26 protein-coding genes are annotated in these 26,981 nt (G+C 70.6%); 13 read left to right on the top strand and 13 right to left on the bottom strand.

What is annotated here, in order from left to right:
• Positions 1-30 precede the first annotated feature (30 nt).
• From ABC270_RS06345 to ABC270_RS06325, 5 genes are all read left to right on the top strand, one after another.
• A complete protein-coding gene (locus ABC270_RS06345; protein ID WP_058726244.1) occupies positions 31-1,350 on the top strand; it encodes a magnesium transporter MgtE N-terminal domain-containing protein in 1,320 nt (439 codons plus the stop codon).
• 34 nt (positions 1,351-1,384) lie between these two features.
• On the top strand, positions 1,385-1,882 hold the full coding sequence (locus ABC270_RS06340) for a DUF1003 domain-containing protein (RefSeq protein WP_412882049.1): 498 nt from the start codon (positions 1,385-1,387) through the stop codon (positions 1,880-1,882).
• Positions 1,875-3,029 (top strand): Mrp/NBP35 family ATP-binding protein, encoded by a 1,155-nt coding sequence (locus tag ABC270_RS06335; RefSeq protein ID WP_412880007.1) that lies wholly within the window; start codon positions 1,875-1,877, stop codon positions 3,027-3,029. Before ABC270_RS06340 ends, ABC270_RS06335 begins: the two co-directional genes overlap by 8 nt.
• A 65-nt stretch (positions 3,030-3,094) precedes the next feature.
• On the top strand, positions 3,095-3,943 hold the full coding sequence (locus ABC270_RS06330) for a class I SAM-dependent methyltransferase (protein WP_412880006.1): 849 nt from the start codon (positions 3,095-3,097) through the stop codon (positions 3,941-3,943).
• A gap of 146 nt (positions 3,944-4,089) precedes the next feature.
• A complete protein-coding gene (locus ABC270_RS06325) occupies positions 4,090-5,418 on the top strand; it encodes a carbohydrate-binding protein (RefSeq protein WP_412880005.1) in 1,329 nt (442 codons plus the stop codon).
• 79 nt (positions 5,419-5,497) lie between these two features.
• Here ABC270_RS06325 and ABC270_RS06320 read toward each other — a convergent pair whose 3' ends face one another.
• On the bottom strand, positions 5,498-5,866 hold the full coding sequence (locus tag ABC270_RS06320; RefSeq protein WP_058726223.1) for a twin-arginine translocase TatA/TatE family subunit: 369 nt from the start codon (positions 5,864-5,866) through the stop codon (positions 5,498-5,500).
• A gap of 64 nt (positions 5,867-5,930) precedes the next feature.
• Between ABC270_RS06320 and ABC270_RS06315 the strand changes: the two genes are divergently transcribed.
• Positions 5,931-6,563 (top strand): O-methyltransferase, encoded by a 633-nt coding sequence (locus ABC270_RS06315; protein ID WP_412880004.1) that lies wholly within the window; start codon positions 5,931-5,933, stop codon positions 6,561-6,563.
• 157 nt (positions 6,564-6,720) lie between these two features.
• Here ABC270_RS06315 and ABC270_RS06310 read toward each other — a convergent pair whose 3' ends face one another.
• Complete coding sequence (locus ABC270_RS06310; RefSeq protein ID WP_412880003.1) at positions 6,721-7,458, bottom strand: AAA family ATPase; 738 nt, start codon at positions 7,456-7,458, stop codon at positions 6,721-6,723.
• Positions 7,459-7,587: 129 nt separating this feature from the next.
• A complete protein-coding gene (locus tag ABC270_RS06305) occupies positions 7,588-7,758 on the bottom strand; it encodes a DUF3117 domain-containing protein (RefSeq protein WP_017887054.1) in 171 nt (56 codons plus the stop codon).
• 127 nt (positions 7,759-7,885) lie between these two features.
• On the opposite strand from ABC270_RS06305, the gene ABC270_RS06300 reads away from it, so the two are divergent.
• Positions 7,886-9,040 carry an AI-2E family transporter gene (locus tag ABC270_RS06300; protein ID WP_412880002.1) on the top strand — a complete coding sequence of 385 codons (1,155 nt, stop codon included), beginning with the start codon at positions 7,886-7,888 and terminating at the stop codon, positions 9,038-9,040.
• Between the two features lie 13 nt (positions 9,041-9,053).
• On the opposite strand, the gene ABC270_RS06295 is transcribed toward ABC270_RS06300, so the two are convergent.
• Both ABC270_RS06295 and dapE read right to left on the bottom strand, forming a co-directional pair.
• On the bottom strand, positions 9,054-10,310 hold the full coding sequence (locus ABC270_RS06295; RefSeq protein ID WP_412880001.1) for a hypothetical protein: 1,257 nt from the start codon (positions 10,308-10,310) through the stop codon (positions 9,054-9,056).
• The gene (gene dapE / locus ABC270_RS06290) at positions 10,295-11,377 is read right to left on the bottom strand and encodes a succinyl-diaminopimelate desuccinylase (RefSeq protein WP_412880000.1); all 1,083 of its coding nucleotides are present in this window, start codon (positions 11,375-11,377) and stop codon (positions 10,295-10,297) included. Before dapE ends, ABC270_RS06295 begins: the two co-directional genes overlap by 16 nt.
• Before the next feature lie 212 nt (positions 11,378-11,589).
• Here dapE and dapD point away from each other — a divergent pair, with 212 nt between their 5' ends.
• Together dapD and ABC270_RS06280 are read left to right on the top strand one after the other, a co-directional pair.
• Entirely contained in the window at positions 11,590-12,555 is a 966-nt protein-coding gene (dapD, locus tag ABC270_RS06285) for a 2,3,4,5-tetrahydropyridine-2,6-dicarboxylate N-succinyltransferase (protein WP_412879999.1), read from the top strand.
• A 9-nt stretch (positions 12,556-12,564) separates the two neighbouring features.
• Positions 12,565-13,374, top strand: coding sequence for an alpha/beta hydrolase (locus ABC270_RS06280; protein ID WP_412879998.1), 810 nt, complete (start codon positions 12,565-12,567; stop codon positions 13,372-13,374).
• A 189-nt stretch (positions 13,375-13,563) separates the two neighbouring features.
• Here the strand turns inward: ABC270_RS06280 and ABC270_RS06275 are convergent, their stop codons facing one another.
• The 7 genes from ABC270_RS06275 to typA all read right to left on the bottom strand — a co-directional run bounded on the left by ABC270_RS06275 (position 13,564) and on the right by typA (position 21,653).
• Positions 13,564-14,862 (bottom strand): citrate synthase, encoded by a 1,299-nt coding sequence (locus tag ABC270_RS06275; RefSeq protein ID WP_412882048.1) that lies wholly within the window; start codon positions 14,860-14,862, stop codon positions 13,564-13,566.
• A gap of 199 nt (positions 14,863-15,061) precedes the next feature.
• Entirely contained in the window at positions 15,062-16,189 is a 1,128-nt protein-coding gene (gene dapC / locus ABC270_RS06270) for a succinyldiaminopimelate transaminase (protein WP_412879997.1), read from the bottom strand.
• 13 nt (positions 16,190-16,202) lie between these two features.
• Positions 16,203-16,520, bottom strand: a complete 318-nt coding sequence (gene fdxA / locus ABC270_RS06265) for a ferredoxin (RefSeq protein WP_071292706.1) — start codon at positions 16,518-16,520, stop codon at positions 16,203-16,205.
• 9 nt (positions 16,521-16,529) lie between these two features.
• A complete protein-coding gene (locus ABC270_RS06260) occupies positions 16,530-17,765 on the bottom strand; it encodes a PIG-L family deacetylase (protein WP_412879996.1) in 1,236 nt (411 codons plus the stop codon).
• A 24-nt stretch (positions 17,766-17,789) separates the two neighbouring features.
• Complete coding sequence (locus tag ABC270_RS06255; protein WP_412879995.1) at positions 17,790-18,332, bottom strand: hypothetical protein; 543 nt, start codon at positions 18,330-18,332, stop codon at positions 17,790-17,792.
• 70 nt (positions 18,333-18,402) lie between these two features.
• Positions 18,403-19,596, bottom strand: a complete 1,194-nt coding sequence (locus ABC270_RS06250; RefSeq protein WP_412879994.1) for an amidohydrolase — start codon at positions 19,594-19,596, stop codon at positions 18,403-18,405.
• Between the two features lie 134 nt (positions 19,597-19,730).
• On the bottom strand, positions 19,731-21,653 hold the full coding sequence (gene typA, locus ABC270_RS06245) for a translational GTPase TypA (RefSeq protein ID WP_412879993.1): 1,923 nt from the start codon (positions 21,651-21,653) through the stop codon (positions 19,731-19,733).
• Between the two features lie 125 nt (positions 21,654-21,778).
• On the opposite strand from typA, the gene ABC270_RS06240 reads away from it, so the two are divergent.
• The 3 genes from ABC270_RS06240 to ABC270_RS06230 all read left to right on the top strand — a co-directional run bounded on the left by ABC270_RS06240 (position 21,779) and on the right by ABC270_RS06230 (position 23,921).
• The gene (locus tag ABC270_RS06240; RefSeq protein WP_412879992.1) at positions 21,779-22,528 is read left to right on the top strand and encodes a CPBP family intramembrane glutamic endopeptidase; all 750 of its coding nucleotides are present in this window, start codon (positions 21,779-21,781) and stop codon (positions 22,526-22,528) included.
• Positions 22,529-22,688: 160 nt separating this feature from the next.
• On the top strand, positions 22,689-23,168 hold the full coding sequence (locus tag ABC270_RS06235) for a peroxiredoxin (RefSeq protein WP_412879991.1): 480 nt from the start codon (positions 22,689-22,691) through the stop codon (positions 23,166-23,168).
• Between the two features lie 213 nt (positions 23,169-23,381).
• A complete protein-coding gene (locus tag ABC270_RS06230; protein WP_412879990.1) occupies positions 23,382-23,921 on the top strand; it encodes a PH domain-containing protein in 540 nt (179 codons plus the stop codon).
• A gap of 105 nt (positions 23,922-24,026) precedes the next feature.
• Here ABC270_RS06230 and ABC270_RS06225 read toward each other — a convergent pair whose 3' ends face one another.
• Positions 24,027-25,745 carry an ABC transporter family substrate-binding protein gene (locus tag ABC270_RS06225; protein ID WP_412879989.1) on the bottom strand — a complete coding sequence of 573 codons (1,719 nt, stop codon included), beginning with the start codon at positions 25,743-25,745 and terminating at the stop codon, positions 24,027-24,029.
• Between the two features lie 253 nt (positions 25,746-25,998).
• Between ABC270_RS06225 and ABC270_RS06220 the strand changes: the two genes are divergently transcribed.
• The gene (locus ABC270_RS06220; RefSeq protein ID WP_412879988.1) at positions 25,999-26,979 is read left to right on the top strand and encodes an ABC transporter permease; all 981 of its coding nucleotides are present in this window, start codon (positions 25,999-26,001) and stop codon (positions 26,977-26,979) included.
• Positions 26,980-26,981 lie beyond the last annotated feature (2 nt).

The raw sequence follows: 26,981 nt of genomic DNA, 5'->3' as shown, positions 1-26,981 counted from the left end.
CGCCCGGGAGCGAGCGACTACGCTGGACGGGTGAGCGCCACGAAGGTCTTCGTCGCCCGCCTCGCCGGGTGCTCCGTCTTCGACCCCGCGGGCGACCGCGTGGGCCGGGTCCGAGACGTGCTCGTGGTCTACAGACGGGTGGACGCGCCGCGTGTGGTGGGTCTGATCGTCGAGGTGCCCGGCAAGCGTCGCATCTTCGTCTCGGTCGGCCGGATCACGTCGATCGGCGCCGGGCAGGTCATCACCACCGGCCTCGTCAACATGCGCCGCTTCGAGCAGCGCGGCGGCGAGGTCCGGGTGATCGCGGAGATGCTCGGCCGCAAGGTGCTCATCAAGAACCAGCGCATCCGGGCGACGATCGAGGACGTCGCGATCGAGGACCGCGGGCAGGGCGACTGGGAGGTGTCGCAGCTCTTCCTCCGCAAGCCGAAGACGACGCCGTCCCCGTTCGGCAAGGGTCCGACCACCTTCGCGACCTGGAACGAGGTCACCGAGGACGAGCTCCCCGGCGAAGCACAGTCCGCCGAGCACGTCATCGCCGCGTACTCCGACCTGCTGCCGGCCGACCTCGCGTCGACGCTGCTCGACCTGCCCGAGGAACGCCGGTTCGAGGTCGCGGAGGAGCTCCCGGACGACCGCCTCGCCGACGTCCTCGAGGAGATGCCCGACCAGGAGCGCATCGAGATCCTCAGCCGACTCGAGGACGCCCGCGCCGCCGACGTCCTCGACCAGATGCAGCCCGACGACGCGGCCGACGTCCTCGCGCAGTTCCCGGACGACCGGTCCGAGGCCCTCCTCCAGCTCATGGAGCCGGAGGAGGCGCAGGACGTCCGCATGCTCCTGGAGTACGAGCCCGACACCGCCGGTGGTCTCATGACGACCGAGCCCGTGATCGTCTCGGCCGACGCCACCGTGGCCGAGGGGCTCGCCCTCGTCCGCCGCCACGAGCTCGCCCCGGCCCTCGGCGCGAGCGTGTGCGTCGTGCTCCCGCCGTACGAGCCGCCGACCGGGCGCTTCCTCGGCCTGGTGCACTTCCAGCGCATGCTCCGCTACCCGCCGAACGAGCGGCTCGGCACGCTCATCGACCAGCAGACCGAGCCGGTCCGGGTCGACGCGAGCGCCGCCGAGGTCACGCGGATCATGGCGACCTACAACCTGCTGTCCGTCCCCGTGGTCGACGACGCCCACCGTCTCGTCGGGGTGGTGACGATCGACGACGTCCTCGACCACGTCCTGCCCGACGACTGGCGAAGTCAGGGTGAGGGAGAACCCTCACCCCTGCCTCGCCAACGCTCGCGCAAGACGCCCGTGACCACGGGAAGGAGGACCACCAGTGGCCCGAACGGATGACACCCGCCAGGAGCGCCTGGACTCCCCGAAGGGCATGCGCACCCGCGTGCTCCCGACCCGCCGCCGCGGTCGGGGCGACACCTTCGGTCGCGCCACCGAGGGCATCGCGCGGGCGATGGGGACGCCCTGGTTCCTCGTCGGCCTGACGCTCTTCTGTGCGGTCTGGATGATCTACAACACCGTCGCGCCGAAACCGTGGCAGTTCGACTCAGCGGCCATCGGCTTCACCGCGCTCACCCTCGTGCTGTCGCTCCAGGCGTCGTACGCGGCACCGCTCATCCTCCTCGCGCAGAACCGGCAGGACGACCGCGACCGCGTGCAGTTCGAGCAGGACCGGCAGCGTGCGGAGCGCAACCTCGCGGACACCGAGTACCTCGCCCGCGAGGTCGTGGCACTGCGCCTCGCGATGCGCGACATGGCGTCGAAGGACTTCATCCGCGCCGAGATCCGGTCGCTCCTCGAGGAGCTCGACCGCCGCGACGCGGACGACGCCGGCTTCGCCGACGAGCCCGGTACGGCAGCGCGTGGCTGAGGACGCCGACCAGGCCCTCGGCACCGCCGTCCTCGCTGCGCTCGGCCGGGTGATCGACCCGGAGATCCGTCGGCCCGTCACGGAGCTCGACATGATCCGCGGGGTCGACGTGCAGCCGGGAGGCTCGGTGCGCGTCGACCTGCAGCTCACCATCACCGGGTGCCCGGCCGCCGACACGATCGAGCGCGACGTCCGTGCAGCCGCCGGTTCCGTGGACGGCGTCACCGCGGTCGACGTGGACGTCTCCGTCATGTCGCCGGCTACCCGGGCCGCGCTGACCGAACGGCTCCGCGCGGGTCGTCCCCGCGGAGTGCAGTTCACCCCGGACTCGTTGACGCGCGTGATCGCGGTGACGAGCGGGAAGGGTGGTGTCGGCAAGTCCACCGTCACGGCGAACCTCGCCGTCGCGCTCGCTGCTCGGGGACAACGCGTGGGCATCGTCGACGTCGACGTGCACGGCTTCAGCATCCCCGGGCTCATGGGCCTCACGGACTCCGCGGGGGTGGCGCCGCGACCGACCCGCGTCGACAGCATGATCCTGCCGCCGGTGGCGCACGAGGTGAAGGTCGTCTCGATCGGCATGTTCGTCGACGACGTCTCGACCGCGGTGTCCTGGCGCGGGCCGATGCTGCACCGGACGGTGTCGCAGTTCCTCACCGACGTGTTCTTCGGCGACCTCGACGTACTGCTCCTCGACCTCCCGCCCGGCACCGGCGACGTGGCGATCTCGGTCGGTCAGCTGCTCCCCCACGCCGAGGTCCTCGTGGTCACGACACCCCAGACTGCGGCTGCGGACGTGGCCGAGCGCAGCGGCATCGTGGCACGGCAGACCGGGCAGCGGGTCATCGGCGTCGTGGAGAACATGGCCGGGTTCGTCCAGCCCGACGGGTCCGTCCTGCACCTCTTCGGCGAGGGCGGGGGCGCCGAGACGGCCGCTCGGCTCTCGCGCGGGCAGGACGTCCCGGTTCCGGTCCTCGGCAGTGTGCCGCTGTCGGTACCGCTCCGGGAGGGCGGGGACGCCGGGTTGCCGGTGGTGCTCGGCGCGCCGGACGACCCCGCGTCCCTCGCCCTCGCGGCGATCGCGGACCGGGTGACGACGATGGGCCGTGGCCTCTCGGGGCGGAAGCTCGGGCTGTCGGTCGGCTGATCGCCACCGAGCGACGGGCAGCGCCGTCACCAGGGGCGGACCACTCGCTCGGTAGGGTCGGGTGCATGAGCACTGATCACGTCAGCGTCGACTGGGACCAGGCCCGCGACACGAACCGCGCCAACTGGGACGACCGCGTCCCCATCCACGAGGGCGCCTACGACATCGACGCGCTGATCGACCCCGCGCACCGCTCCGGGGTCGTCCGCGAGGACCTGCCCGTCCTCGCCCGGTGGCTTCCGGGCGGCTCCCTCGACGGACTCGACGTCTGTCACCTGCAGTGCCACATCGGCACCGACACCGTGTCGCTCGCCCGCGAGGGCGCTCGGCTCACCGGTGTCGACTTCTCGCCCGCGGCACTCGACTCCGCCCGAGCCCTGGCGGACCGACTCGGACTCGACGTCACCTGGGTGGAGACCGACGTCCTGGACGCCCGGGCCGCCGTGACCGGGGACTTCGACGTCGTGTACACGAGCATCGGGACGATCTGCTGGCTCGACGACCTCGGTCGCTGGGCCACGCAGGTCTCCGCGCTCCTCCGTCCCGGTGGGGTGTTCTTCATCCGCGACGGTCACCCGGCGCTGTACGCCCTCGACGAGGACGCCGACGAGCTCGTCGCACGGCACCGGTACTTCGCGGACGGGACCGCGCAGCAGTGGGACGACGCCGGCACGTACGTCGGCGACGGGACGGTCGCGAACACCAGGACCTACGAGTGGCCGCACCCGCTGTCCGAGATCGTGAACGCACTGCTCGGCGCCGGGCTCCGACTGCGGTTCCTGGACGAGGGCCGGACGCTGCCGTGGCGTTTCAGCGCCCGGATGGAGGAGACCGAGGACGGCGACTTCGCCTGGCCTGGCGCGGATCGGGACCGCGTCCCCACCACCTTCACGATCGTCGCGACGAAGGACTGAACCGCTCGGCTGTACGTCCTTTCATGGACAGGTCGTTCCACGTGGGTGCATTGTGCAGGGGTATTCCACAATGCTCCTGCGGAATCGGGTCCGCAGGAGTTCCAGCCCGTCCGGCAACGTCGCCGGACCGAGGACAGGAGGACCGTGTGATCAGCAGGACCAGGACCAGGACCAGGATCGGGATCGTCGCGGTGGTGGCGGCCGCGTTGGCGGGGGGCGCCGTCGCAGCGGCTCCGGCCACGGCGGCCACCCCGGCGTGCGCCGGTGCATGGAGCGCCGGCACCGCGTACACCGGCGGCGCCACCGTCAGTGAGAACGGCACGAACTACACCGCGAACTGGTGGACGCAGGGCGACGAGCCCGCGACGCACTCGGGCGCGACGGGGAGCGGGCAGCCGTGGTCGTCGACGGGCGCGTGCAGCGGCACGAGCACGGGCGGTGGCACCGGGGGCGGAACGGGTACCGGGGGCGGCACGGGAACGGGCGGAGGGACCGGCAGCGGCACCGGGACCGGCGGCAGCGGCGGGACCGCGAGCGGCCTCGTGTTCAGCCCGTACAAGGACGTCACGGTCAACCTGGACTGGAACACGAACCTCATGAACACGGCGGTCACCGGGACGCGCATCCCCGTCGTCGGGTTGTCGAACAGTCTCGTGTCCACGCGTGAGCCGGGCCTGAAGGCGATCACCCTCGCGTTCGCCACCGGGACCTGCGGCAGCGAGAACTGGGGCGGTGTCGCCGCGGACGCCTTCGCGAACGCCAACATCCCGAAGCTCGATGCGGCGGGCGTCGACTACATCGTGAGCACCGGCGGCGCGGCAGGCTCCTTCACGTGCTCCGGCACGGCGCTGCAGTCCTTCATCGCGCGGTACGCGACCCCGCACATGATCGGCGTCGACTTCGACATCGAGAGCGGGCAGTCCGCCGCCGACGTGCAGAACCTCGTGAACGCAGCGGCGCTCGCGCAGTCGAAGTACCCGGGCATGCGGTTCTCGTTCACCCTCGCGACCCTCGCCGCGTCCGACGGGTCGTACGGCGGCCTGAACAGCACCGGCGACGCCGTGGTCAAGGCGATCAAGGCGTCGAGCCTGACGCACTACACGGTCAACCTCATGACGATGGACTTCGGCCGGGCGACCGCCGCGAACTGCGTGCTCTCCGGGGCGACCTGCGAGATGGGGCGTTCGGCGATCCAGGCCGTCACCAACCTCGAGCACACCTACGGCATCGCCCCGTCGAAGATCGAGGTCACCCCGATGCTCGGCGTGAACGACGCCTCCGACGAGGTCTTCACCCTCGCCGACGTCGACACGCTGACGTCCTACGCGAAGGCGAACGGCCTCGCCGGCCTCCACGTGTGGTCGCTCGACCGGGACACCCCGTGTTCCTCGACGACGGCGATGGCCACGTGCAGCTCCGTGCCGAGCGCGCCGGCGCTCGCGTGGACCGACCGGTTCCTCGCCGACCTGAAGTAGACGCCAGCCGACGACGGACGGGAGGCTCGGTGCCAGCTGGCACCGAGCCTCCAGTCCGTCTCGTGGAGCGTGACGGACGCTAGGTCGCCTCGTTGTCGAACGGCGCGGCCTCGCCGGCGGCGAGCGGCACGACGGGAGCCGTCGCGCGCACCTTCGACGCCGTGACCTGCGCCGTCTCGACGGCCGCGACGCTGCCGCCGCTGTCGAGGAGCGCGTCACGGATGATCCGGCGGGGGTCGTACTGTCGTGGATCGAGCTTCTGCCACTCGATGTCATCGAACTCCGGGCCCATCTCGTCGCGCATCCGCTCCTTCGCGGTGTCGGCGAACCGGCGGACGGCCTTCACGAACTCGGCGAGCTTCGCGGCGTACGTGGGCAAGCGTTGCGGCCCGACGATCAGGACACCGATGATCCCGATGACCAGGAACTTCTCGAAGCCGTCGAACACGGTACGAGCGTAACCCGTCCTCCCCGCGCATCACCCGTAGAGTTGTCAACCGAACGGAGTGTGCGTGTCAGAGAAAGAGTCGAACTGGAAGTTCGCCGAGGACATCGTCGCCGAACCCGAGACGATCGCCCGCGCGCGTGAGCACTCGTTGGAACTCGGGGTCGAGGCGATCTCCCCTGCCATCGGCGCACAGATCAGCGTGATCGCCGCGGCCTCACGGGCGACGAGCATGATCGAGATCGGCACCGGACTCGGGGTCTCCGGGCTGTACCTGCTCGCCGGCGCTCCCGAGGCCACACTCACCACGATCGACGTCGAGGTGGACCACCAGCAGGCCGCCCGTGACGCGTTCATCGCTGCCGGTACCGCACCCGCACGCGTTCGGCTCATCCCCGGCCGCGCGAACCAGGTGCTCCCACGGATGAACGAGGCCTCGTACGACGTCGTGCTCGTCGACGCCGACCCGGAGCACGTGATCGAGTACGTCGAGCACGGGCTGCGGCTCGCACGACTCGGTGGGACGGTGCTCGTGCCGCACGCGCTGTGGCGTGGACGCGTGGCGGACCCCGTGAAGCGGGACCGTGCGACGACCGACTTCCGGCTGCTGCTGACGGAGGTGTCGACGTCGGGTGCGGTGCGGAGCGCACTCTCGCCCGCGGGCGACGGGCTGCTGCAACTGACGAAGCTCACGGCGTAGCGGCGTAGCGGCGTAGCGGCGTCCAGCGGCGTCCAGCGGCGTAGCGGCGTCCAGCGGAGCCGCTTGCCGCGTTCGGGGCCGGATGCCGCGCTCGGGGCCGGATGCCGCGCTCGGGGCCGGGTGCCGCGTTCGAGGCCGATCGCCGGGGTGCTCGGGGTCAGTCCTCGTCGCCGAGGTGGCGCAGGTAGCGTTCCGGCGATTCGAGGAACGACCGTTGGTGCCGCACCAGGTCGAGGTCCTCCCACGCCGTCCGGCGGAGACCCCACTCCCCCACCTCGTGGATGGTCGCACCAGGGAACGCCGCGAGCACCGGCGAGTGCGTCGACAGGATCACCTGGCCGACCCCGCTGTCGACGATCGTCTGCAGCAGCCCGATGAGTGCGAGGCAGCCGGAGAAGGACAGCGCCGACTCGGGCTCGTCGAGGATCCAGAGACCCGGCCACCGCGCACGGTCGATCACGAAGTCGAGGAACGACTCGCCGTGGCTGCGCTCGTGGAACACCGGCTCCGGGCGGCTCAGGTTCGGGTGCTCCTCGAGGTAGGTGAAGAAGCCGTGCATGGTCTCGGCGCGCAGGAAGAAGCCGCCCCGCGGCGCCCCGAAGTCGCGACGGAGGCGGATGTGTTCGCACAGCGTCGATTCCGACGGGCGGGTCGAGTGCTGCGACCCGGTGCCCCCGCCCTCCGGCCCCATGCCGAACTGCAGCGCGATCGCCTCGACGATCGTGGACTTGCCGACGCCGTTGTCGCCGACGAACACGGTCACGGGGTCGAGGTCGAGCCCTTCGTCGAGCAGCTGCCGGACCGGGGGCAGCGTCGCCGGCCAGACGTCACGGGGCATCGGACCCGGGTCGTTGAACTCCTCGACCCGGGTGATCGGCATGTGGGACCTGCGCACGGGTTCATCCTGCCCGGTGCCACCGACGACGTCGTCGCAGAATCGTCCGTCGCGCCGTCGCCGTCGCCGGGACGCGACGAAGCCCGGAGCGTACGCGCTCCGGGCTTCGTCGTTCAGTGCTTCGACGGACTAGGCCGAGACGACCTCGGCGAGTGCGTCGTGGAGTTCCTTGGCCTCGGCATCGTTGACCGAGACGACCAGGCGGCCTCCACCCTCGAGCGGAACCCGCACGATGATGAGTCGACCCTCCTTAACAGCCTCCATCGGCCCGTCACCGGTCCTCGGCTTCATGGCTGCCATCAGATGTCCCCTTTCGTGCAGTACATGCCTGCCCATTATCCCGTATCGGAGGGGCAACTGCGAAACCGCCCAGGTTGGGGGTCGCGAAACGCGACGTTCTCGCGGTTCTGCTCCCTAACCTATGCGGATGCCGAACATCCGCTCCATGCTCCGCGGCAGCGACCCCGCGCCCTCCGACGACGCAGTGCCCGCGGGCATGCGCATCGCGGCGGCGTTCTCGTGGCGGCTGCTCGTCGTCGGCGCGGCCCTCGCCGTGCTGATCCTGCTGGTCGTCCTGCTGCAGGACATCATCGTGCCGTTCCTCATCGCGCTGCTGCTCTGCGCGCTGCTCGTGCCGATGTCGTCGTTCCTCCGCCGGCACCGCTGGCCGAAGTGGCTCGCGATCCTCACGAGCCTGGTGTCCGTCCTCGTGGCGATCGGCGGACTCGGCCTCATCGTGACCGCGCAGATCCGCTACGACCTGCCCTCGCTCGAGAAGCGCCTGCACGCGAGCATCTCCTCTCTGCAGTCGCTGCTCGCCTCGGAACCGTTCGGCATCACCGCGTCGCAGGTCAACAAGTGGATCTCGGACGGCTCGGACTACCTGCAGTCCCACGCGTCGTCGATCTTCTCCGGGTTCCTCGCTGCGGGCTCCGGTGCGATCCACGTGTTCGAGGGTCTGTTCATCATCATCTTCACGACCCTGTTCGTGCTCATCGACGGTCCTCGCATCTGGCAGTGGGTCGTGCGGATCTTCCCGCGCCGCGCGCGGGCCCGGCTCGACGTCGCGGGGCACGCCGGTTGGAAGACCCTGACGAGCTTCATCCGCGTGCAGCTCGTCGTGGCGATCACGGACGCGCTCGGCGTCGTCATCGGCGCGCTCATCCTGCAGATCCCGCTGGCGATCCCGATCGGCGTGATCGTCTTCTTCGGCGCGTTCGTCCCCGTGGTCGGAGCGATCGTCGCGGGCATCGTCGCGGTCGTCATCGCCCTGGTGTTCAACGGGTGGGTGCCGGCGCTCATCATGCTCGGCATCATCGTCCTCGTGCAGCAGCTCGAGAGCCACGTCCTGCACCCGTTCCTCACCGGCAGCGCCGTCAAGGTGCACCCGCTCGGCGTGGTCCTCGGGGTCACGGCCGGTACGACGATCGCCGGCGTCGTCGGCGCGTTCTTCGCGGTGCCGTTCATCGCCACGGTCAACGCAATGGTGAACGCCGCCGCGGCGTGGCGCCCCGAGGACGGTGTGCCGCTCTCCGACATCGAGCGCATCGAGCGCCACGAGCCGGCGCCGGAGACCGACTAGCGGGGGTCGTCGATCACGGTGGGGTCCAGTCGTAGCCGTCCACCCACCAGTTCGCGTACAGCCACACCCACTGCAGCAGGACCGCGAAGACGACCAGCACGACCCGGTAGACCCGCGACCGCGGCAGTGCCACGACCGCGAGCAGGGGCGCGATCGGCATGAGGATGCGCCAGGTGCTCGACTGCGGGAAGAACACCGCGAGGAGGTACACGACGTACGCCACGGCCCAGAGACGCAGTTCGAGCCCGACCCGTCGTGCCGCGGGGGCCCACACGAGGAAGGCGATCGCGGCGAGGCCGAGCGGGATCGCGAGCGCCGCCGGCCAGCCACCGGGGTAGCGCAGCCACCAGGAGAACCCCTCGACCCACGGCGAGAACGGCAGGAGCTCTCCCCAGCCGACGTAGGACGAACGCCAGGCGAGCTCGGTGTCGGTGTACGCCTTCGGCACCCCGGTTACGGCCCACGCGATCGCCGGCCACGCCAGCCCGACGAGTCCGGAGACGACCGCCACGACGAGCGGGGGCAGGCCGGTGCGGAGCGTGGGACGCTCGGTCTCGCGGACCCAGGCGGGTCGGAACCACCACACGGCCAGGAACAGGGCGAGGAAGAACGCGAACGCCAGCCCGGTCGGCCGGGTCATGCCGAGCAGGAGCACCACCGGCAGCATCGTCCACCAGTGACGGTCCACCGCGAGCAGCAGCGCCACGAAGAGCAGGAAGAGCCCGAGCGACTCGGCGTACGCGACCTGGAACATCACCGAGGTCGGCGCGACGCACAGCAGCACGGTGGCGAACGTCGCCTGCGGCGCGTCGAGGAACCGACCGACGAGCCGCCGGAACACGAGCGCCGCCCCCAGGCCTGCCAGGAGGGACACGGTGACCGCCACGGCTTCGAACGACGCACCGGTGAGCAGCATGAGACCCCGCACGAGGAACGGGTAGGCGGGCATGAACGCCCACGCGTTCTCGGTGACGTGCCCCGCGGCGTCCACCGGGAGCGCCGACGGGTAGCCACCGGTCGCGATCACCCGGTACCAGGCACCGTCCCAGATCGCGGCGAACGACAGGTACGACGGGTGGTCCGACGTGAAGGAGTTCGCCGACTGCACGGCAGCGAACCCCTGCATCATCACCGTCGTGACGATGCGCGCGAGCACGTAGACGACCGTGATCCGGGCCCACCACGGCACCGCTCGGTATCGAGCGCGCCACCGGACGGCCGGACTCGACCGTGCGCGGAGGCTCCCGCCGGTCGTCAGGCGGTCAGCCACCGACGGAGGCCGTCCTCGACCGAGGTGATCTGCGCGAGCGGCACCTGCTCGTCGTCGTGGTGGGCGAAGACCGGCTCGCCCGGGCCGTAGTTGACCGCGGGGACACCGAGGGCCGAGAACCGCGCGACGTCGGTCCAGCCGTACTTCGGTCGGGGCGCCGGACCGCCGACCGCGGCGACGAACTCCTGCGCGAGCGGCGCGTCGAGCCCCGGCCGGGCGCCGGCGGCGAGGTCGACGATCTGCACGTCGTAGCCGTCGAAGAGCTCCCGGATGTGGGCGACCGCCTCGTCTGCGCTGCGGGAGGGCGCGAACCGGTAGTTGACGTGGACCATGGCCTCGTCCGGGATGACGTTCCCCGCGATGCCGCCGGAGATGCCGACCGCGTTCAGCCCCTCGCGGTACTCGAGTCCGTCGACCGTCACCGTGCGCGGCTCGTACGCCGCGAGCGTCGCGAGGATCGGCGCCGTCTTGTGGATCGCGTTGTCGCCGATCCAGCTCCGGGCGCTGTGCGACCGCTTGCCGAACGTGCGGATCTCGGCCCGGAGGTTGCCGTTGCACCCGCCCTCGATCTGCGCGCCGGACGGTTCACCCAGGATCGCGAAGTCGCCGGCCAGGAGCTCCGGTCGGGTGCGCGCCAGTCGGCCGAGACCGTTCAGCGAGTCACTGACCTCTTCGTGGTCGTAGAACACCCACGTCACGTCGTTGGTCGGCTCGGCGAGGTCGTACGCGAGCTTGAGCTGCACCGCCACGCCGGCCTTCATGTCCACCGTGCCGCGGCCCCAGAGGATCTCGGTGCCGTCCTCCGTCGTGCGGAACTCAGTCGGCAGGTTGTCGTTCAGCGGGACGGTGTCGATGTGCCCGGCGATGACGACCCGGCGGTCACGCCCGAGGTCCGTCCGCGCCACGATCGCGTCACCGTCACGGACGACGTCGAGGTGGGGCAGCGGCGCGAGCGCCGCCTCGATCGCGTCGGCGAGCGCGCCCTCGTTGCCGGACACGGACTCGATGTCGCAGATGGCGCGCGTGATGTCGATGGACGAGGCGGTGAGGTCGAGCTGCTCCGGCATGCGGGCAGCCTACCGGCCGACCCTTGCCGCTCGCCGCCGGAGCCTGCCGCCTGTGGAAGGTGGGCAGCTCGTCCACAGGGGCGTGCCTCCAGGCCGCTGCGGAGGCGCGGATCGCGTCCCGCGCGAAGCCGGTCGGGAGGCTCGTGGCGCGTTCTCCACAGCCCGTCCGGCCGGACGGTGGTCACCGCGCGTACCTCGCTACCCTTGTCCACGTGACCGACACGACCGCCTCCGACTGCCCGACCACCGCCTGGGGCCACGGCCTCGCGACGATCGCCGCCGACGGCACGACGCTCGACACCTGGTACCCGGAGACGCACCTCGGCGCACGACCGTCGGACGCGGCCTTCCCCGAGGAGCTGCGTGCGCACGTCGGTGACGACCCGCGCCGAGACGTCCGGATCGAGGCCGTCACGACCGAGGTCACGATCGACGCCGCTCCAGCGAGCACGCCGGACGCTTACCTGCGCCTGCACCTCCTCAGCCACCTGCACGTCCGCCCGAACGAGGTCAACCTCGACGGCGTCTTCGCGCACCTGCCGATCGTCGCCTGGACGAACGCCGGCCCCGTCTCCCCCGCGGACCTCACCCGCCTGCGCCCGTCCCTCCAGCGCGCGGGCATCGCTGTGCACGCGATCGACAAGTTCCCGCGGCTGGTCGACTACGTCGTGCCGGACCGTGTGCGCATCGGTGACGCCAACCGGGTCCGTCTCGGCGCACACCTCGCGCCCGGCACCACGGTCATGCACGAGGGGTTCGTGAACTTCAACGCCGGCACCCTCGGCGACGCGATGATCGAGGGGCGGGTGTCCCAGGGCGTCGTCGTCGGCGACGGCACGGACATCGGTGGCGGTGCCTCCATCATGGGCACGCTCTCGGGCGGGGGCACGCACCGGGTGTCGCTCGGTGCGCGAGCCCTCCTCGGCGCCAACGCGGGGCTCGGGATCTCCCTCGGCGACGACTCCGTGGTCGAGGCAGGGCTCTACGTGACCGCCGGCACCAAGGTCGTGCTCGTCGGTGCGGCGCCGAACCCGGACGGCACCCCGAAGACCGTCAAGGCCGCGGAGCTCTCGGGCACGCCGAACATCCTCTTCCGGCGCAACTCCGTCACCGGCGCGGTCGAGGCCCTGCAGCGCCAGGGCCAGGGCATCCAGCTCAACACCGCGCTGCACAAGTAGCCGACGCCCGTGGGGGCGACACCTGCGGGTCGGACGATCGCGGGTCCGCACGGTCCCGTCCCGATCCGCCGCTACGGGTCAGCGGCGGCCGTCACCCTCGTGTGGCTGCACGGCGGCGGGTTCTTCCGCGGCGACCTCGACCTCCCGGAGTCGCACGCGGTGGCGACGGCCCTTGCGGACCGCGGGATCGACGTCGTCGCGGTCGACTACCGGCTCGCACCCGTGCCCGGCCTGCCGTTCGTCGGGCGCCACGGGCCACGCGGCCGACGACGCCACCCGGTCGCTGCTGACGATGTCCGGGCCGTGCTCGACGCCGTCCGCCACGAGGTGCCAGGACAGCTGCTCCTCGGTGGAGCGAGCGCCGGCGCGTGCCTCGCTGCTGCCGTCACCCGGTCCCTACCGACCGGGGACCGGCCCGACGGCGTGTTCCTCGCGTACGGCTTCTTCCACGCACGCACCCCGCGCGACGCTGCCGTCACCCGGACCGTCCGGGGTCACCGTCGGGTGACCCACCACCCCGCCCTGCTCGACCGGGCGAACCGGAACCTCGTCGGGCGCGAGGCGTCGACGGACGCCGCGTTCCCGGGCGGGCAGGACCTGTCGGGGTTCCCGCCCGTCCTGATGGTGGACGCCGAACACGACACGATGCGGTCGTCGGGCGACCGGTTCGTGGCGGAACTGCGCAGTGCCGGCGCGGACGTCGAGCGCCACGTGCTGCCGGGTGCGCGGCACGCGTTCCTCAACCGACCGGGCACGCCGGACTCCGACGCCGCGCTCGATCTCGTGACCGTCTGGGCGCTGGCGCGAGCAGCCCGCTAGCGGGCCCGCGTCGCCGAAGCAGCGCGTCCCCGACAGGGCGCACGCCCGAGTCGTCCGACGCGCCGGAGCCGCTGGTCGCGTCGCAGGGGCGAACCGCGGAAGCGACATCGAACCAGCGCGCGTGGCTGGTTCGACGTCGCTTTCATGGTGCGGAGCCGAGGACCCGCGGGCCTCCGCGCGCGGCGCGGCTCAGCGCGCCGGGAGGTCCCGCTCGGGGTACCCCACGTAGAGCTGCTGCGGCCGCCCGATCTTGTTCAGCGGGTCGTTGTTGAGCTCGCGCCACTGGGCGATCCACCCCGGCAGCCGCCCGATCGCGAACAGCACGGTGAACATCCGCGGCGGGAAGCCCATCGCCTTGTAGATGATGCCCGTGTAGAAGTCGACGTTCGGGTAGAGCTTGCGGCTGACGAAGTACTCGTCCTCGAGCGCGATCCCCTCGAGCTCCATCGCGATGTCGAGCAGGTCGTCCTGCACGCCGAGTGCCTCGAGCACCTCGTGCGCGGACTCCTTCACGAGCTTCGCCCGCGGGTCGTAGTTCTTGTAGACGCGGTGCCCGAAGCCCATGAGCTTCACCCCGCGCTCCTTGTTCTTCACCCGCTCGACGAAGCGCGACACCGGCTCGCCGGAGTCCTTGATCTGCTGGAGCATCTCGAGCACGGCCTCGTTCGCGCCCCCGTGCAGCGGGCCGTAGAGGGCGTTGATGCCGGCCGAGATCGACGCGAACATGTTCGCCTTCGTGGAGCCGACGAGCCGGACGGTCGCGGTGGAGGCGTTCTGCTCGTGGTCCTCGTGCAGGATGAGCAGCCGCTCGAGCGCCTTGGAGAGCACCGGGTTCGGCTCGTACGTCTCGGCCATGGTGCCGAAGTTCAGCCGGAGGAAGTTGTCGACGAACGACAGCGAGTTGTCCGGGTAGAGGAACGCCTGCCCGATCGACTTCTTGTGCGCGTACGCGGCGATGACCGGGAGCTTCGCGAGCAGCCGCACGGTCTGCAGCTCGACCTTCTCCGGGTCGTCGACGCTCATGTCGTCCTCGTAGTAGGTCGACAGGGCGCTGACGGCGCTCGACAGGACAGACATCGGGTGCGCCGAGTGCGGGAGGGCGTCGAACAGACGACGGAGGTCCTCGTGCAGCAGCGTGTGACGACGGATGCGGGCGTCGAACGACTCGAGCTCGGCGGCCGTCGGCAGTTCGCCGTAGATGAGCAGCCACGCGACCTCGAGGAAGGTGCAGTTCGACGCGACCTGGTCGATCGGGTAGCCGCGGTACCGCAGGATGCCCTGGTCGCCGTCGATGTACGTGATCGCGCTCTTCGTCGAGCCGGTGTTCACGAAGCCGTAGTCGAGGGTGTTCATCCCCGTCTGCTTCTTGAAGGTCGAGATGTCCACCGTGGACGCGCCGTCGACGCTCGGCAGGATCGGGAACTCCGCGGAGCCACCCGGGTACGTCAGCGTCGCGGTCTCGGTCTGCTGCTCCGCAGCCGGGCTCACGGGGACGGGCGTGGTGGGCGGTGTGGCCGTCTTCTGAGCATCGTTGGCAGTGTCAGTCACGGTGACAGCCTAATCGCGCCCACTGTCGGTCGTGCACACTCCCGCGCTCCGGGATTGGTGGGAACTACGGATTGCGCTGACAGCGCACCACGTGGTGCCGGCCGGACGGGAGGCACGACACCCGCCCGTCGGACCGGGTTCAGTCCGCGGACGCCCGGCTGGTGCGGCGTGCACTCGCCAGCCGCTGCGCGGCCGCCGCGATGCGCTCGTCGGTGGCGGTGAGGGCCACCCGGACGTGCTCCGCCCCGGCGGGACCGTAGAACGTCCCGGGGGCGACGAGGATCCCGCGGTCGGCGAGCCACGCGACGGTCTCGAGCGCCGGCTCACCGCGGGTGGCCCAGAGGTACAGGCCGGCCTCGCTGTGGTCGATCCGGAACCCGGCTCCGTCGAGTGCCCGGCGGAGCATGTTCCGCCGCGCCTTGTACCGCGCCTTCTGCTGCTGCACGTGGGTCTCGTCCTCGAGCGCGACGATCATGGCCTGCTGCACGGGCAGCGGCGGCATCATGCCGGTGTGCTTGCGGACCGCGAGGACCTCGGCGAGCAGCGCGGCGTCGCCGGCCACGAACGCCGCGCGGTACCCGGCGAGGTTCGACTGCTTGGAGAGCGAGTACACGCTGAGCACGCCGTCGACCGAGTCGCCCACGACCCGCGGGTCGAGGATGGTCGGGGTCGGGGCAGTGTCGTACGGCGGCTCCCAGCCGAGCTCGGCGTAGCACTCGTCGCCCACGATCACGGCGCCGAGCTCGCGGGCGCGCTCGACCGCGGCACGCAGCTGCTCGATCGACAGCACGCGGCCGTCGGGGTTCCCCGGGGAGTTCAGCCACACGAGCTTCGTCGTCTCCGGCCACGCAGCGGGGTCGTCCGAGGCGAGTGCTGCGGCGCCGACGAGGGCGGCGCCGAGCTCGTACGTGGGGTAGGCGGCCTCCGGGAACACGACGGTGTCGCCACGGCCGATGCCGAGCCAGAGCGCGAGTCCGGCGATGAACTCCTTCGAGCCGATCGTCGGCAGGACCTGCTCGGCCGTGAGGGTCACGCCCTGCCGGCGGCCGTACCACGCGGCGATCGCCTCGCGCAGGGCCGGGGTGCCGGCGACCTGCGGGTAGGCGTGCGCGTCGGTGGCCTCGGCGAGGGCCCGGCGGACGAGCTCGGGCGTCGGGTCGACGGGCGAGCCGACACTGAGGTCGACGATGCCGCCCTCGACGGTCGCTGCGCGCTGCTTGAACGGGACGAGCTGGTCCCAGGGGAAGTCGGGGAGGTCGAGCGCCACGGGCGGGTCCGGGTCAGCCGCGCGGGGGCTCGGCGAGGACGACGGGGTGGTCCTTGTGGATCACACCGACCTTCGCGGCACCGCCGGGCGAACCGACCTCTTCGAAGAACTCGACGTTGGCCTTGTAGTAGTCGGCCCACTCCTCGGGGAGGTCGTCCTCGTAGTAGATCGCCTCCACCGGGCAGACCGGCTCGCAGGCACCGCAGTCGACGCACTCGTCGGGGTGGATGTACAGCGAGCGGTCGCCCTCGTAGATGCAGTCGACCGGGCACTCGTCGATGCAGGCGCGGTCCTTGACGTCCACACAGGGCTGAGCGATCACGTACGTCACGGTTCGATCCTACTCGCGGCCCTGGGCGGATCCGGACAGGCCGGCGTCCGACGGTGCCGCCTGGGGGACCTCGGTCGTCGCCGGTCCCCCGCCGGGTCCGACCGCGCGACGGGTGTCGCCGAAGTCCGGCCAGACGAGCACGACGAACGCGACGGCCGTCGGCGCGATCATCCACGTGTAGCCCGCGGCGTTCGCGAGCACGAGCTGGAGCAGGAACGTGGTCGCGAGTGCGATGCCGAGCCACACCGCGACGACGAGCACCCGCGAGCGGTAGAGCAGCCGGATGCCCGCGAGCAGCCCGATCACGATGAGGGTCGGCAGGAAGATACCGACGGGGAACGCGCCGATCGTCTGCTGGTGCGTCACGGAGCCGAGGCCGCCCGCGACGAGTCCGAGGACGAACGACACGACGACCGCGGTCGCCTTGCCCTGCGGGGAGAACTCGGCGAAGGTCTGCGGCGCCGGCGCGGCCGGGTCGGTGTCGTGGCGGAAGGCCTCGACGGCGGGGGCGTGCTGGCGTTCGCCGTGGGGCATCACCCAGGAGAGCGCCATCGGGTCGGACGGGTCGACCGGGTCGACCGTCAGCTGTGAGCGGTACTGCTCGAGCGCCGCACGGACCTTCGCCCGCACGGGGACGACGTCGACGGTGAGGTCGGCCTGTCCGGAGTCGGGTCCGACGATCATCGAGAAGGGGACCTCCTCGGCGCGCGCGGCGTACCGGGCCGCGTGGTGCACCCGGACGTGGTCGGGGTGCCCGTACCCGCCGTCGTCCGCGTAGCTCACGACCGCGTCCGCCATCGTCGACCGGATCGCGGCACGGACGTCGTCCACGACCTCGCCGAGGTCCGCCGCGGTGAGCGAGTCCGCCGGGGCGTCGTCGGCAGCCGTCGCGCGGCCGTCCGGCCCCCACTGCATCCCGGAGTCGGCGTAGCGACGCTCGGGCAGGTCGGTCGGGCGCGCTCCGGCTCCCCCGAGCCAGAGGTGCGCCGGGCCACCGAGCGCGGCCAGCGCGGCGGCGATCTCCCCCTCGCGGTGGGCGGCGACGCGCGGGCCGTCGCCCTCGAGCGGTGCGAGCTCGGCGGTGAGCATCTCGCCCCGCTCGCCGCGTGTCGCGGTGAGGACGGTGACCTCGGCCCCGAGCTCGAGCAGGGTGGCGATCGTCCCGCCCGACACGAGGGTCTCGTCGTCGGGGTGGGCGTGCACGAACAGGACGCGCTCTGGGCGGGTGACGGGGGCCTCGGACATCGGTGCCCAGCGTACGGGACGGGTCTACCGCGAGGTCACGATGTACGTCGCGGTGACCCCGGCGTCGGTCTTCGCGAACGTCAGGACGACGCGGTACCCGTCGCTCCGGAACAGCCCGAAGGCGCTCGAGGAGTCCGCCCGCCTCACCGACTCGGTGTACCCGGCACCGGTCAGGGCGTCGGCCGCGGCCGGGAACTCGTCGACCGACCCGACCCGGACCTGGACGACCCAACCGGAGCCGTCCGGGCCCGATCCCCCGCCGAGGACCGTACCGTCGACGAGCGGCACGTCCTTCGTCGGGAACCCGTCGGGCAGCTGCCCGTCCGAGGTCACCTTCGCGCCCTTGAGCGCCGTGTCGAGCGCGCCGTCGATGCCCCCGGCGACCGAGGCCATGCCGTCCTGGATCGCCGTGCCGTCGATGCCCTGCACCGCGCTCGACACGTCCGATGCCACCGACGAGCCGAGGTCGGTCGCCTGGCGGACGGTGTCGGAGGAGCAGCCGCTCAGCCCGGCGAGGGCGATGCCGGCGGCGACGGCGGCGATCAGGGTGCGGGTCGGGGTGCGCATGCGCAGCACCCTAGATGGTCTGACGGGAGGCCCGGCGCGCGTTCGCTGTGAACCTCCCGTCCGACGACGGTCAGGCCAGGTAGGCGCGCGCCGCGGCCACGGCCGCGTCCACGCCGACCGGGATCGACGTCTCGGCCTGCGGTGCGTAGAAGGGCGAGTGGTTGCTCGGGATCTCCTGCCCGGTGCGGAAGAGCTCCGGGTCGGTGATGCCGGTGAACCAGTAGACGATCGGCACGCCCGCGGCGGTCGCGAGCTGGCCGACGTCCTCCGACGCCATCGCCAGGCCGGACTCGAGGTCGATGGCGTTCGGCACGGCCTCGCGGACGGCGGCGAGGACCTTCGCCGCCTGCTCCGGGTCGTTCACGAGCACGTCCGCACCCGGCGCCCGCTCGATCGTCGGCGCGGGGAGGCCGCCCGCCTCGCTCTCGGCACGGACGATGCGCTCGATCGAGCTGATGATCCGGCCGCGGGTCTCCTCGTTGCGGGCGCGGGTGGAGATCTCGATGACCGCTTGGTCCGGGATGATGTTCGCGCGCGTCCCCGCGTGGAACGAGCCGACCGTGACGACCCCGGCGTCGCTCGGGGCGACCTCGCGCGAGACGACGGTCTGCAGCCGCACCACGGCGGACGCGGCGGTGACGATCGGGTCGAGGGACGCCTGCGGTGCCGAACCGTGCGCACCGCGACCGTTGAACGTGACGGTCAGCCGGTCGCTCGACGCCATCACCGGGCCGGAGCCGACCGCGACGGTGCCGACCGGGGCGGGAGCGGAGTGCTGCCCGAGGACGACGTCGGGTTCCGGGAAGCGCTCGACGAGCCCGTCGTCGATCATCGCCCGGGCGCCCGAGATCACTTCTTCCGCCGGTTGGAACACGCCGACCACGGTGCCGTGCCACTCGTCGGTGGTCGCCACGAGCCGCTCGAGCGCGCCGAGGAGCCAGGTCACGTGGATGTCGTGCCCGCAGGCGTGCATGGTCGCGACGGTGGCGCCGGACTCGTCCTGGCCGGTGTGTTCGCTCGCGTAGGACAGACCGGTGCGCTCCTGCACGGGCAGCCCGTCCATGTCGGCACGCAGCCAGATCGTCGGCCCCTCGCCGTTCCGCAGGACCGCGACGACGCCCGTGCCGCCGACGCCCGTGGTGACCTCGACACCGGGCAGCTCCGCGAGCCGCTCGGCGATCACCCCCGCCGTCCGGTGCTCCTGGAAGCCGAGCTCCGGGTGTGCGTGGAGGTCTTGGTAGATGGCAAGCAGATCGAACGTCACGCAGACCACCGTACAACCGGGCCGTGACACGCCGACGGCCCGGCCACCTCGACGAGGTGACCGGGCCGTCGGACGGATGACGGGCCTCCAGGCTGGAGCGCCTGCCGCCTAGGCGACGTGCCTACGCGACGTGCCTACGCATCCTGGCGCTTGAGGCGGGCGTAGGCGCGCTGGCGGGCCTGCGCGTCCAGCTCCACCTTGCGGATGCGGACGGCGTCCGGGGTGACCTCGACGCACTCGTCCTCGCGCGCGAACTCGAGGCATTCCTCGAGCGACAGCTGCCGCGACGGGGTCATCGACTCGAAGGTGTCGGCGGTCGACGAACGCATGTTCGTCAGCTTCTTCTCCTTCGTGATGTTCACGTCCATGTCGTCGGCGCGCGAGTTCTCGCCGATGACCATGCCCTCGTAGACCTCCTCGGTCGGGTTGACGAAGAACGTCATCCGCTCCTGGAGGTTCGTGATGGCGAACGGCGTGACGACGCCGGCGCGGTCGGAGACGATCGAGCCGTTGATGCGGGTCTGGATCGGGCCGGCCCACTCGCCGTAGCCGTGCGAGATCGCGTTGGCGATGCCCGTGCCGCGGGTCTCGGTGAGGAACGACGTGCGGAAGCCGATCAGGCCACGCGACGGCACGATGAACTCCATGCGGATCCACCCGGTGCCGTGGTTCACCATGTTCTCCATGCGGCCCTTGCGGGCGGCCATGAGCTGGGTGATGGCGCCGAGGTACTCCTCCGGCGTGTCGATCGTCATGTGCTCGTAGGGCTCGAGCGTCTTGCCGTTCTCGTCCTTCTTCGTGACGACCTGCGGCTTGCCGACGGTGAGCTCGTAGCCCTCGCGGCGCATCTGCTCGACGAGGATCGCCAGTGCGAGCTCGCCGCGGCCCTGGACCTCCCACGCGTCGGGGCGGCCGATGTCCTGCACCTTGAGCGAGACGTTGCCGACGAGCTCGCGGTCGAGGCGGTCCTTGACCATGCGGGCGGTGAGCTTGTGGCCCTTGACCTTGCCGACGAGCGGGCTGGTGTTGGTGCCGATCGTCATCGAGATCGCCGGGTCGTCGACCGTGATGGTCGGCAGCGGACGGACGTCCTCGGGGTCGGTCAGGGTCTCACCGATGGTGATGTCCTCGAAGCCGGCGACGGCGACGATGTCACCGGGGCCCGCGGACTCGGCCGGGTAGCGGTCGAGCGCCTTCGTGATGAGGAGCTCGGTGATGCGGGCGTTCTGCACGGAACCGTCGTGCTTCACCCAGGCCACGGTCTGGCCCTTCTTCATCGTGCCGTGGAAGATGCGCAGCAGCGCGAGACGACCGAGGAACGGCGAGGCGTCGAGGTTCGTGACGTGCGCCTGCAGCGGGTGCTCGTCGTCGTGGGTCGGAGCCGGCACGTGCTGCAGGATCGCCTCGAACAGCGGCTCGAGGTCGTCGTTGTCCGGCAGCTCGCCGTCGTTCGGCTTGTTGCGGCTCGCGGCGCCGTTGCGTCCCGAGGCGTACACCACGGGGACGTCGAGGATGGCGTCGAGGTCGAGGTCGTCGACCTCGTCCGACAGGTCGGAGGCCAGGCCGAGCAGCAGGTCCTGCGACTCGGAGACGACCTCGTCGATGCGGGAGTCCGGGCGGTCCGTCTTGTTGACGAGCAGGATCACCGGGAGCTTCGCGGCGAGCGCCTTGCGGAGCACGAAGCGGGTCTGGGGCAGCGGGCCCTCGGACGCGTCGACGAGCAGGACGACGCCGTCGACCATGGAGAGGCCGCGCTCGACCTCACCGCCGAAGTCGGCGTGGCCGGGGGTGTCGATCACGTTGATCGTGATGCGACCGCCCGGGTTGAACTCCTCGGCGTGCTTCCCGTTGTAGAGCACCGAGGTGTTCTTCGCGAGGATGGTGATGCCCTTCTCGCGCTCGAGGTCGTTCGAGTCCATCATCCGGTCCTCGCCCTCGAAGTGGGCGTCGAACGAGTTGGTCTGCGTGAGCATCGCGTCGACGAGGGTGGTCTTGCCGTGGTCGACGTGTGCCACGATGGCGACGTTGCGCAGGTCGGACCGGGTGGCGAGCGCCATACAGGACATCCTTCAAGTGTTCGGAGAAGATCGGGCGGCCGGTCGTCGTGGACACACGGCACCCGCGGGCAGAACGCCCGACACGCCAGTCTACCGGTAGTTCGCAAGCGACAGGAGTACAGGACATGAGCCGACGGCGAACGTGGACCGAGATCACGATCGTCCTGATGCTCTCCCTCGGCGGCAGCGCGCTCTACTCGATCCTGCAGATCATCGACGACCTCTCGCAGACCACCCCGCTCGGGCAGCAGTCCACCGCGCTCAACCAGTCGACGACGACCGTGCAGTACGTCGACCTCGCGCGGCAGCTCGTCGGCATCGCCGTGGACCTCGCCCCGGTCGCGCTCGTCTGCTACCTCCTGTGGAGCACCACGCGCCCGCACCTGTCCCGTCTCGGCATCGACCGCTTCCGGGCGCGTCCGGACCTCGGCGGCGCGGCGCTCATCGCACTGTGCATCGGCATCCCGGGGCTCGCGCTGTACTTCACGGGCAGGGCCCTCGGCTTCACCGTGAACGTCGACCCCGCGGCGCTCGACTCGTACTGGTGGACGATCCCCGTCCTGCTGCTCTCGGCGGTCCGGTCAGGGCTGCAGGAGGAGGTGATCGTCATCGGCTACCTCTACGAGCGACTCGGCGGGCTCGGGTGGGGCCGGTGGCAGGTCATCCTCAGCACGGCCGTGCTGCGCGGCAGCTACCACCTCTACCAGGGGTTCGGCGCGTTCGTCGGCAACGCGGTGATGGGCGTCGTGTTCGGGTGGATCTACACGAAGTGGGGCAGGCTCCTCCCGCTCGTCATCACACATTGCCTGCTCGACGCCGTCGTGTTCGTCGGGTACCCCTGGGTGGCCGCCGCGTTCCCGCAGCTCTTCCGGTGACGGCGCCGGGCGACCGTCCGCGCACTGCGTGCCGCGTGCTGCCACCCCCGTCTGGGCGTCAGCGACCTCACGGACACCGTGCACCCCACTCCTGGGGACGCACAGCAGATCCACAGCGCTCCGCGGACAGCCACGTCGCCACCGGCCGTACCGTGAGCACATGAGCATCCCCGAGGTCGGTGAACCCGCACCGGCGTTCAGCCTGGCCGGCACCGTCGTCCGCGACGGCACGCGCACGGACGGCGTCTACGACCTCTCCGCGCAGATCGGTCGCACCGTGGTGCTCGCCTTCTACCCGGGCGACGCCACCCCGGTGTGCAGCGCGCAGCTGTGCAGCTACCAGGAGGAGCTCGACGACTTCGACGACCTGGGTGCCGTCGTGTGGGGCATCAGCCCGCAGGCGCTCGACTCGCACGAGGTGTTCGCCCGTGGGTCCTCGCTCACCTTCCCCCTCCTGAGCGACCCGTCCGGCGCGGTCGTCCGGTCCTACGGCGTCCGCGCCCCGGGGATCGGTCTCCGTCGGTCGGTCTTCGTCATCGGACCGGACGGCATCGTGCGCTGGCGGCACATCGGTCTCGTCGGGCTGCGGTTCCCGAAGGCCGAGGTCATCCGCGAGCAGATCGAGCAACTCGTCTCCTGACGGCGTGTCGATCTCCGGAATCTCCCAGCCTGGGGTATTGACACCCGAACGGGGGTCCGGGGACCATTGGTGGAACGAGAGGTCCACGTAGGACTTGCCTCCCCGGAGAATCGGGTCATCCGGAGATACGCGCCGGTGTGTCACACCCGCTCCCCGGATGTCTCCGGGGAGGCACTCTCGGAACACTCGATCGGTCTCTCCTACGCTGTGTGCGTGACCGTCATCGTCGCGCCCGGGATGCGCGTGCTCGCCGTCGTGCTCTGGGCCGCCTCCGTCGCGCTCGTCCCCCTCGCCCTCGTCGGGGACGGGTCCCCCTGGCTCGCCCCGATCCCGAGCGTCTTCATCGCGTTCCTCGCCTGGGCCGCGCTCTGGCGCCCCCGCATCGAGCTCACACCCGACGCACTCCGCGTCGTCGACGTCCGGCGCACGAGCAGCTACGCCTGGAAGCGCATCACCGAGGTGCGCACCAGGTACGGCCTCGAGGTCGTCTCCAGCGAGGGCGTCCGCCGCACCTGGATCGCGACGCGGCCGTCGGCCCGCCTCGCGGCACACCGGCCGGGAGGCACGGTGCGGCTCACCGTCGACGCCGCGGCTGACGAGGTGCGTGCGATGGTCCCCGTGGCCGGTCCGCAGGACGGCCCGCCCCCGGCGAGCGTCGCCGCGGCGCCGATCACACACCGTGCGCACGGCTGGTCGGTGCTCGCCCTGGTGGTGCTCGGCCTCGTCGCGACGATGGCGGCCGCCCAGCTCTGAGCGGTCGCCCCCCCCCCCGGTCACGACGACACCCCCGGCGCCGAGGCGCCGGGGGTGTCGTGTGCGGTGCGTGGGTGCGTCGACTACTTCGCGTAGCCCACGTCCTTACTTCTCGTAGCCCACGTCCTGCCACTTCACCGAGGACTGCTGGAACTGCGCCGGACCGTAGTTCACGAGGTCCTTGCGGACGCCCCACGCGTAGGGCTCCGGGAACAGCGGGATCGTGCCGGCGAGCGAGACGATCACCTTGTCGATCGCGTTCGCGTCCTTGATGCGGGCATCGGCGTCGAGCTCACCGTTCGCGGTGTCCCACAGGCCGCCGAGCGAGTCGTCGGTGATGCCCATGTAGTTCTGGCCCGAGTTCGCCGGGTAGTAGATCGACTTGGTGGACGACACCGGGAACGGCGTGCCCTGCCAGGCGAAGTACGTCGCGTCGAAGTCGCGCGTCGTCGTGGTGATGTACTTCGTGAAGAAGTCGTCGGTCGGCACGGTGTCGATCGTCACCTTGAAGCCGGCGGCCTTGGTCTGCTGCTGCACGAGCTGCGCGATGTTCGCCGAGTTCTGGTTGTCGGACGGGATCACGAAGCGGACCGACAGCGTCTTGCCGCCCTTCGCCGCGTAGCCGTCCGAGCCGATCTTCCAGCCGGCGTCCTCGAGCTTCTGCTTGGCCTTGTCGACGCTGTAGCCGTACACGCTGGAGGCGTGGTCGGTGTAGCCCTTCTGACCCGGCAGGTAGATGAGGTTGTTGAGCACCGTGACCGGGCTCTTCACCGGCGACAGGATCGCCTGGGCGAGGGTCTGTCGGTTGATCGCCTGCGCGAACGCCTGGCGGACCTCCTTGTCCTTGAAGACGTCGGAGGTGCCGTTCAGGGTGATCTGCCGCTGCGTCGTGCCGAGCGAGCGCTCGATCTTCGAGTCGCTGCGGGTGTTCGCGGTCTTGAAGTTGTCGGCGGAGCCGTTCAGGTTGAACGCGTCGAACTCCTTGTTGGCGTACGCCTGGGCGACTCCGTCACGCGACACCGTCTTGAAGACGATCGTGTCGAGCTTCGGCGCGTCGCCCCACCACTTCGCGTTCTTCTCGAACGTGAGGACGCCACCGTTGCTGTCGAACGACTTGACGATGTACGGGCCGCCCGAGACGTAGGTCTTGCCGTCGGCCGCGTACGGGCCCTTGGCCCACGCCTTGTTGAAGTGGTCGGGGGTGTCGACGGCCCAGTAGGGGTAGATCGTCCCGAGGACGCTCGGCCAGTCGGCGTTCGTCTTCGAGAACGTCATGACGACGTCACGCTCGTCCGAGCCCTGCTTGACCGAGTCGACGTCCTCCCACACGTTGGTGGCGAGGGGCGCGAAGGCCTTGTTGGTCCCGTTGAGGGCCTTCCAGTTGGCCTCGACGTCCTTCTCGGTGATCGGGGTGCCGTCGGACCAGGTGGCCTTCGGGTTGATCTTGATCTCGACGGTCTGCGGGGAGTCCTTCGTCAGCTCGACCGAGGTGGCGAAGTCCTTGTTGACCTCCCACTCGCCGTTCTCCTTGAACTGGATGAACCCAGGCAGGTAGACACCCGAGATGGTGGCGTCGTCGACCGTGCCGGAGTCGAGGTTGCTGACCTGGAAGTTCGCCGGAGCCGAGTCGATCGGCAGCGTGAGTGAGCCGCCGTCCTTGATGTCGCTCCGGTCGGCAGTCGTCCAGCCCGTCGACTTCAGCGTCGACTGGGCGACGGCCGAGCTGCTTCCTCCGGCGTTCCCGCCGCCCGAGCAGCCCGCGAGCACGAGTGCTGCTGCGGCTGCCGTGGCGAGCACGGCCGTCGTCTTGATCCTCATTCGCATGGCGAGGATTCCCTTTCCGTGTGGTTCGCGCCGAGGCGCAGACGCGCGGCAGCCCCCGGCTGACACGCCTGTTGGTGAAGAACCCTGGCACACGTCCACCGTCGAAGCGGGCGATCGTACGAGATCGAAACATGCTCGTAACGCGGGCCGCATAGCGTCGCTGTCGATCACCCTCCGCGGTCCGGAGCCGTTAGCCTGTCCGGACCGAACAACGCCGTCCGGACGGACGGCCGCACCCAAGAGGTCCCCGTACATGCTTGCTTTCCTCGCGAAGCGGATCGTCAACTACGTGATCCTGACGATCGTCGCGACGACCCTCGGTTACATCCTCGCCAGCGCGACGCTCAACCCCGCAGCACGGTTCCTGGGCCGGAACCCCGCGGTTCCCCAGGGCACCATCGACGCGTCGCTGCAGAAGCTCGGCGCCGACCCCAACGTGCCGCTCCTCGTCCGCACCTGGAACTGGTGGGTGAACCTCCTGACGCACGGTTCCCTCGGGATCAGTTCGCGGGGGACCGAGGTCACCTCCGACATCTTCGCCCGGGCCGGCACCAGTCTCCGGCTCCTCGTCATCGGCACGCTGCTCGGTGCGCTCCTCGGCGTGCTGCTCGGCGTCTGGAACGCCGTCCGCCAGTACAAGGCGTCCGACCAGGTCTCGACCTACTTGTCGTTCGCGGTGCTCGCGACCCCGCCGTTCGTCATCGCGGTCGTCCTGATGATCCTCGCGACGACCACGAACAACGCCGTCGGCACACAGGTGATCAGCTTCACCGGCGAGTACACCCCGGGGGTGACGGGGTTCTTCCCGGTCCTCGGCGACCGGCTCGTGCACCTGTTGTTGCCGACGATCTCGCTCACGGTCGGAGCGGTCGCCTCGTACTCCCGGTACCAGCGCTCGGCGATGCTCGACGTCCTGTCCAGCGACTACATCCGGACCGCGCGGTCCAAGGGTCGGACGCGGGCATCCGCCATCATGCGACACGGGGTCCGCGTGGCGCTCATCCCGATGTCGACCTTCTTCGCCTACTCGTTCGGCCTCATCCTGACCGGTGCGAGCATCACCGAGCTGGTCTTCAGCTGGCACGGCATGGGTGAGTACTTCGTCCAGAGCATCAGCAACAACGACATCAACGCGGCAGCGGGCACGATCCTCTTCACGGCGATCCTCGTGCTCATCGCAGGCACCCTCGCGGACCTGCTCTACGCCGCGCTCGACCCGCGAGTGAGGGTGTGACC

Source organism: Curtobacterium phoenicis, assembly GCF_047238015.1.
Lineage (GTDB): Bacteria > Actinomycetota > Actinomycetes > Actinomycetales > Microbacteriaceae > Curtobacterium.
This window is presented reverse-complemented; position numbering and strand designations above follow the sequence as displayed.

Bases quoted from the DNA above. Each gene is read 5' to 3' on its own strand.
- ABC270_RS06340 (WP_412882049.1), top strand. From the start codon at position 1,385: ATGCGCACCCGCGTGCTCCCGACCCGCCGCCGCGGTCGGGGCGACACC.
- ABC270_RS06330 (WP_412880006.1), top strand. From the start codon at position 3,095: ATGAGCACTGATCACGTCAGCGTCGACTGGGACCAGGCCCGCGACACG.
- ABC270_RS06305 (WP_017887054.1), bottom strand. From the start codon at position 7,758: ATGGCAGCCATGAAGCCGAGGACCGGTGACGGGCCGATGGAGGCTGTT.
- ABC270_RS06300 (WP_412880002.1), top strand. From the start codon at position 7,886: ATGCCGAACATCCGCTCCATGCTCCGCGGCAGCGACCCCGCGCCCTCC.
- dapE (WP_412880000.1), bottom strand. From the start codon at position 11,377: ATGCCGGAGCAGCTCGACCTCACCGCCTCGTCCATCGACATCACGCGC.
- ABC270_RS06260 (WP_412879996.1), bottom strand. From the start codon at position 17,765: ATGTCCGAGGCCCCCGTCACCCGCCCAGAGCGCGTCCTGTTCGTGCAC.
- ABC270_RS06255 (WP_412879995.1), bottom strand. From the start codon at position 18,332: ATGCGCACCCCGACCCGCACCCTGATCGCCGCCGTCGCCGCCGGCATC.
- typA (WP_412879993.1), bottom strand. From the start codon at position 21,653: ATGGCGCTCGCCACCCGGTCCGACCTGCGCAACGTCGCCATCGTGGCA.
- ABC270_RS06240 (WP_412879992.1), top strand. From the start codon at position 21,779: ATGAGCCGACGGCGAACGTGGACCGAGATCACGATCGTCCTGATGCTC.
- ABC270_RS06235 (WP_412879991.1), top strand. From the start codon at position 22,689: ATGAGCATCCCCGAGGTCGGTGAACCCGCACCGGCGTTCAGCCTGGCC.
- ABC270_RS06225 (WP_412879989.1), bottom strand. From the start codon at position 25,745: ATGCGAATGAGGATCAAGACGACGGCCGTGCTCGCCACGGCAGCCGCA.
- ABC270_RS06220 (WP_412879988.1), top strand. From the start codon at position 25,999: ATGCTTGCTTTCCTCGCGAAGCGGATCGTCAACTACGTGATCCTGACG.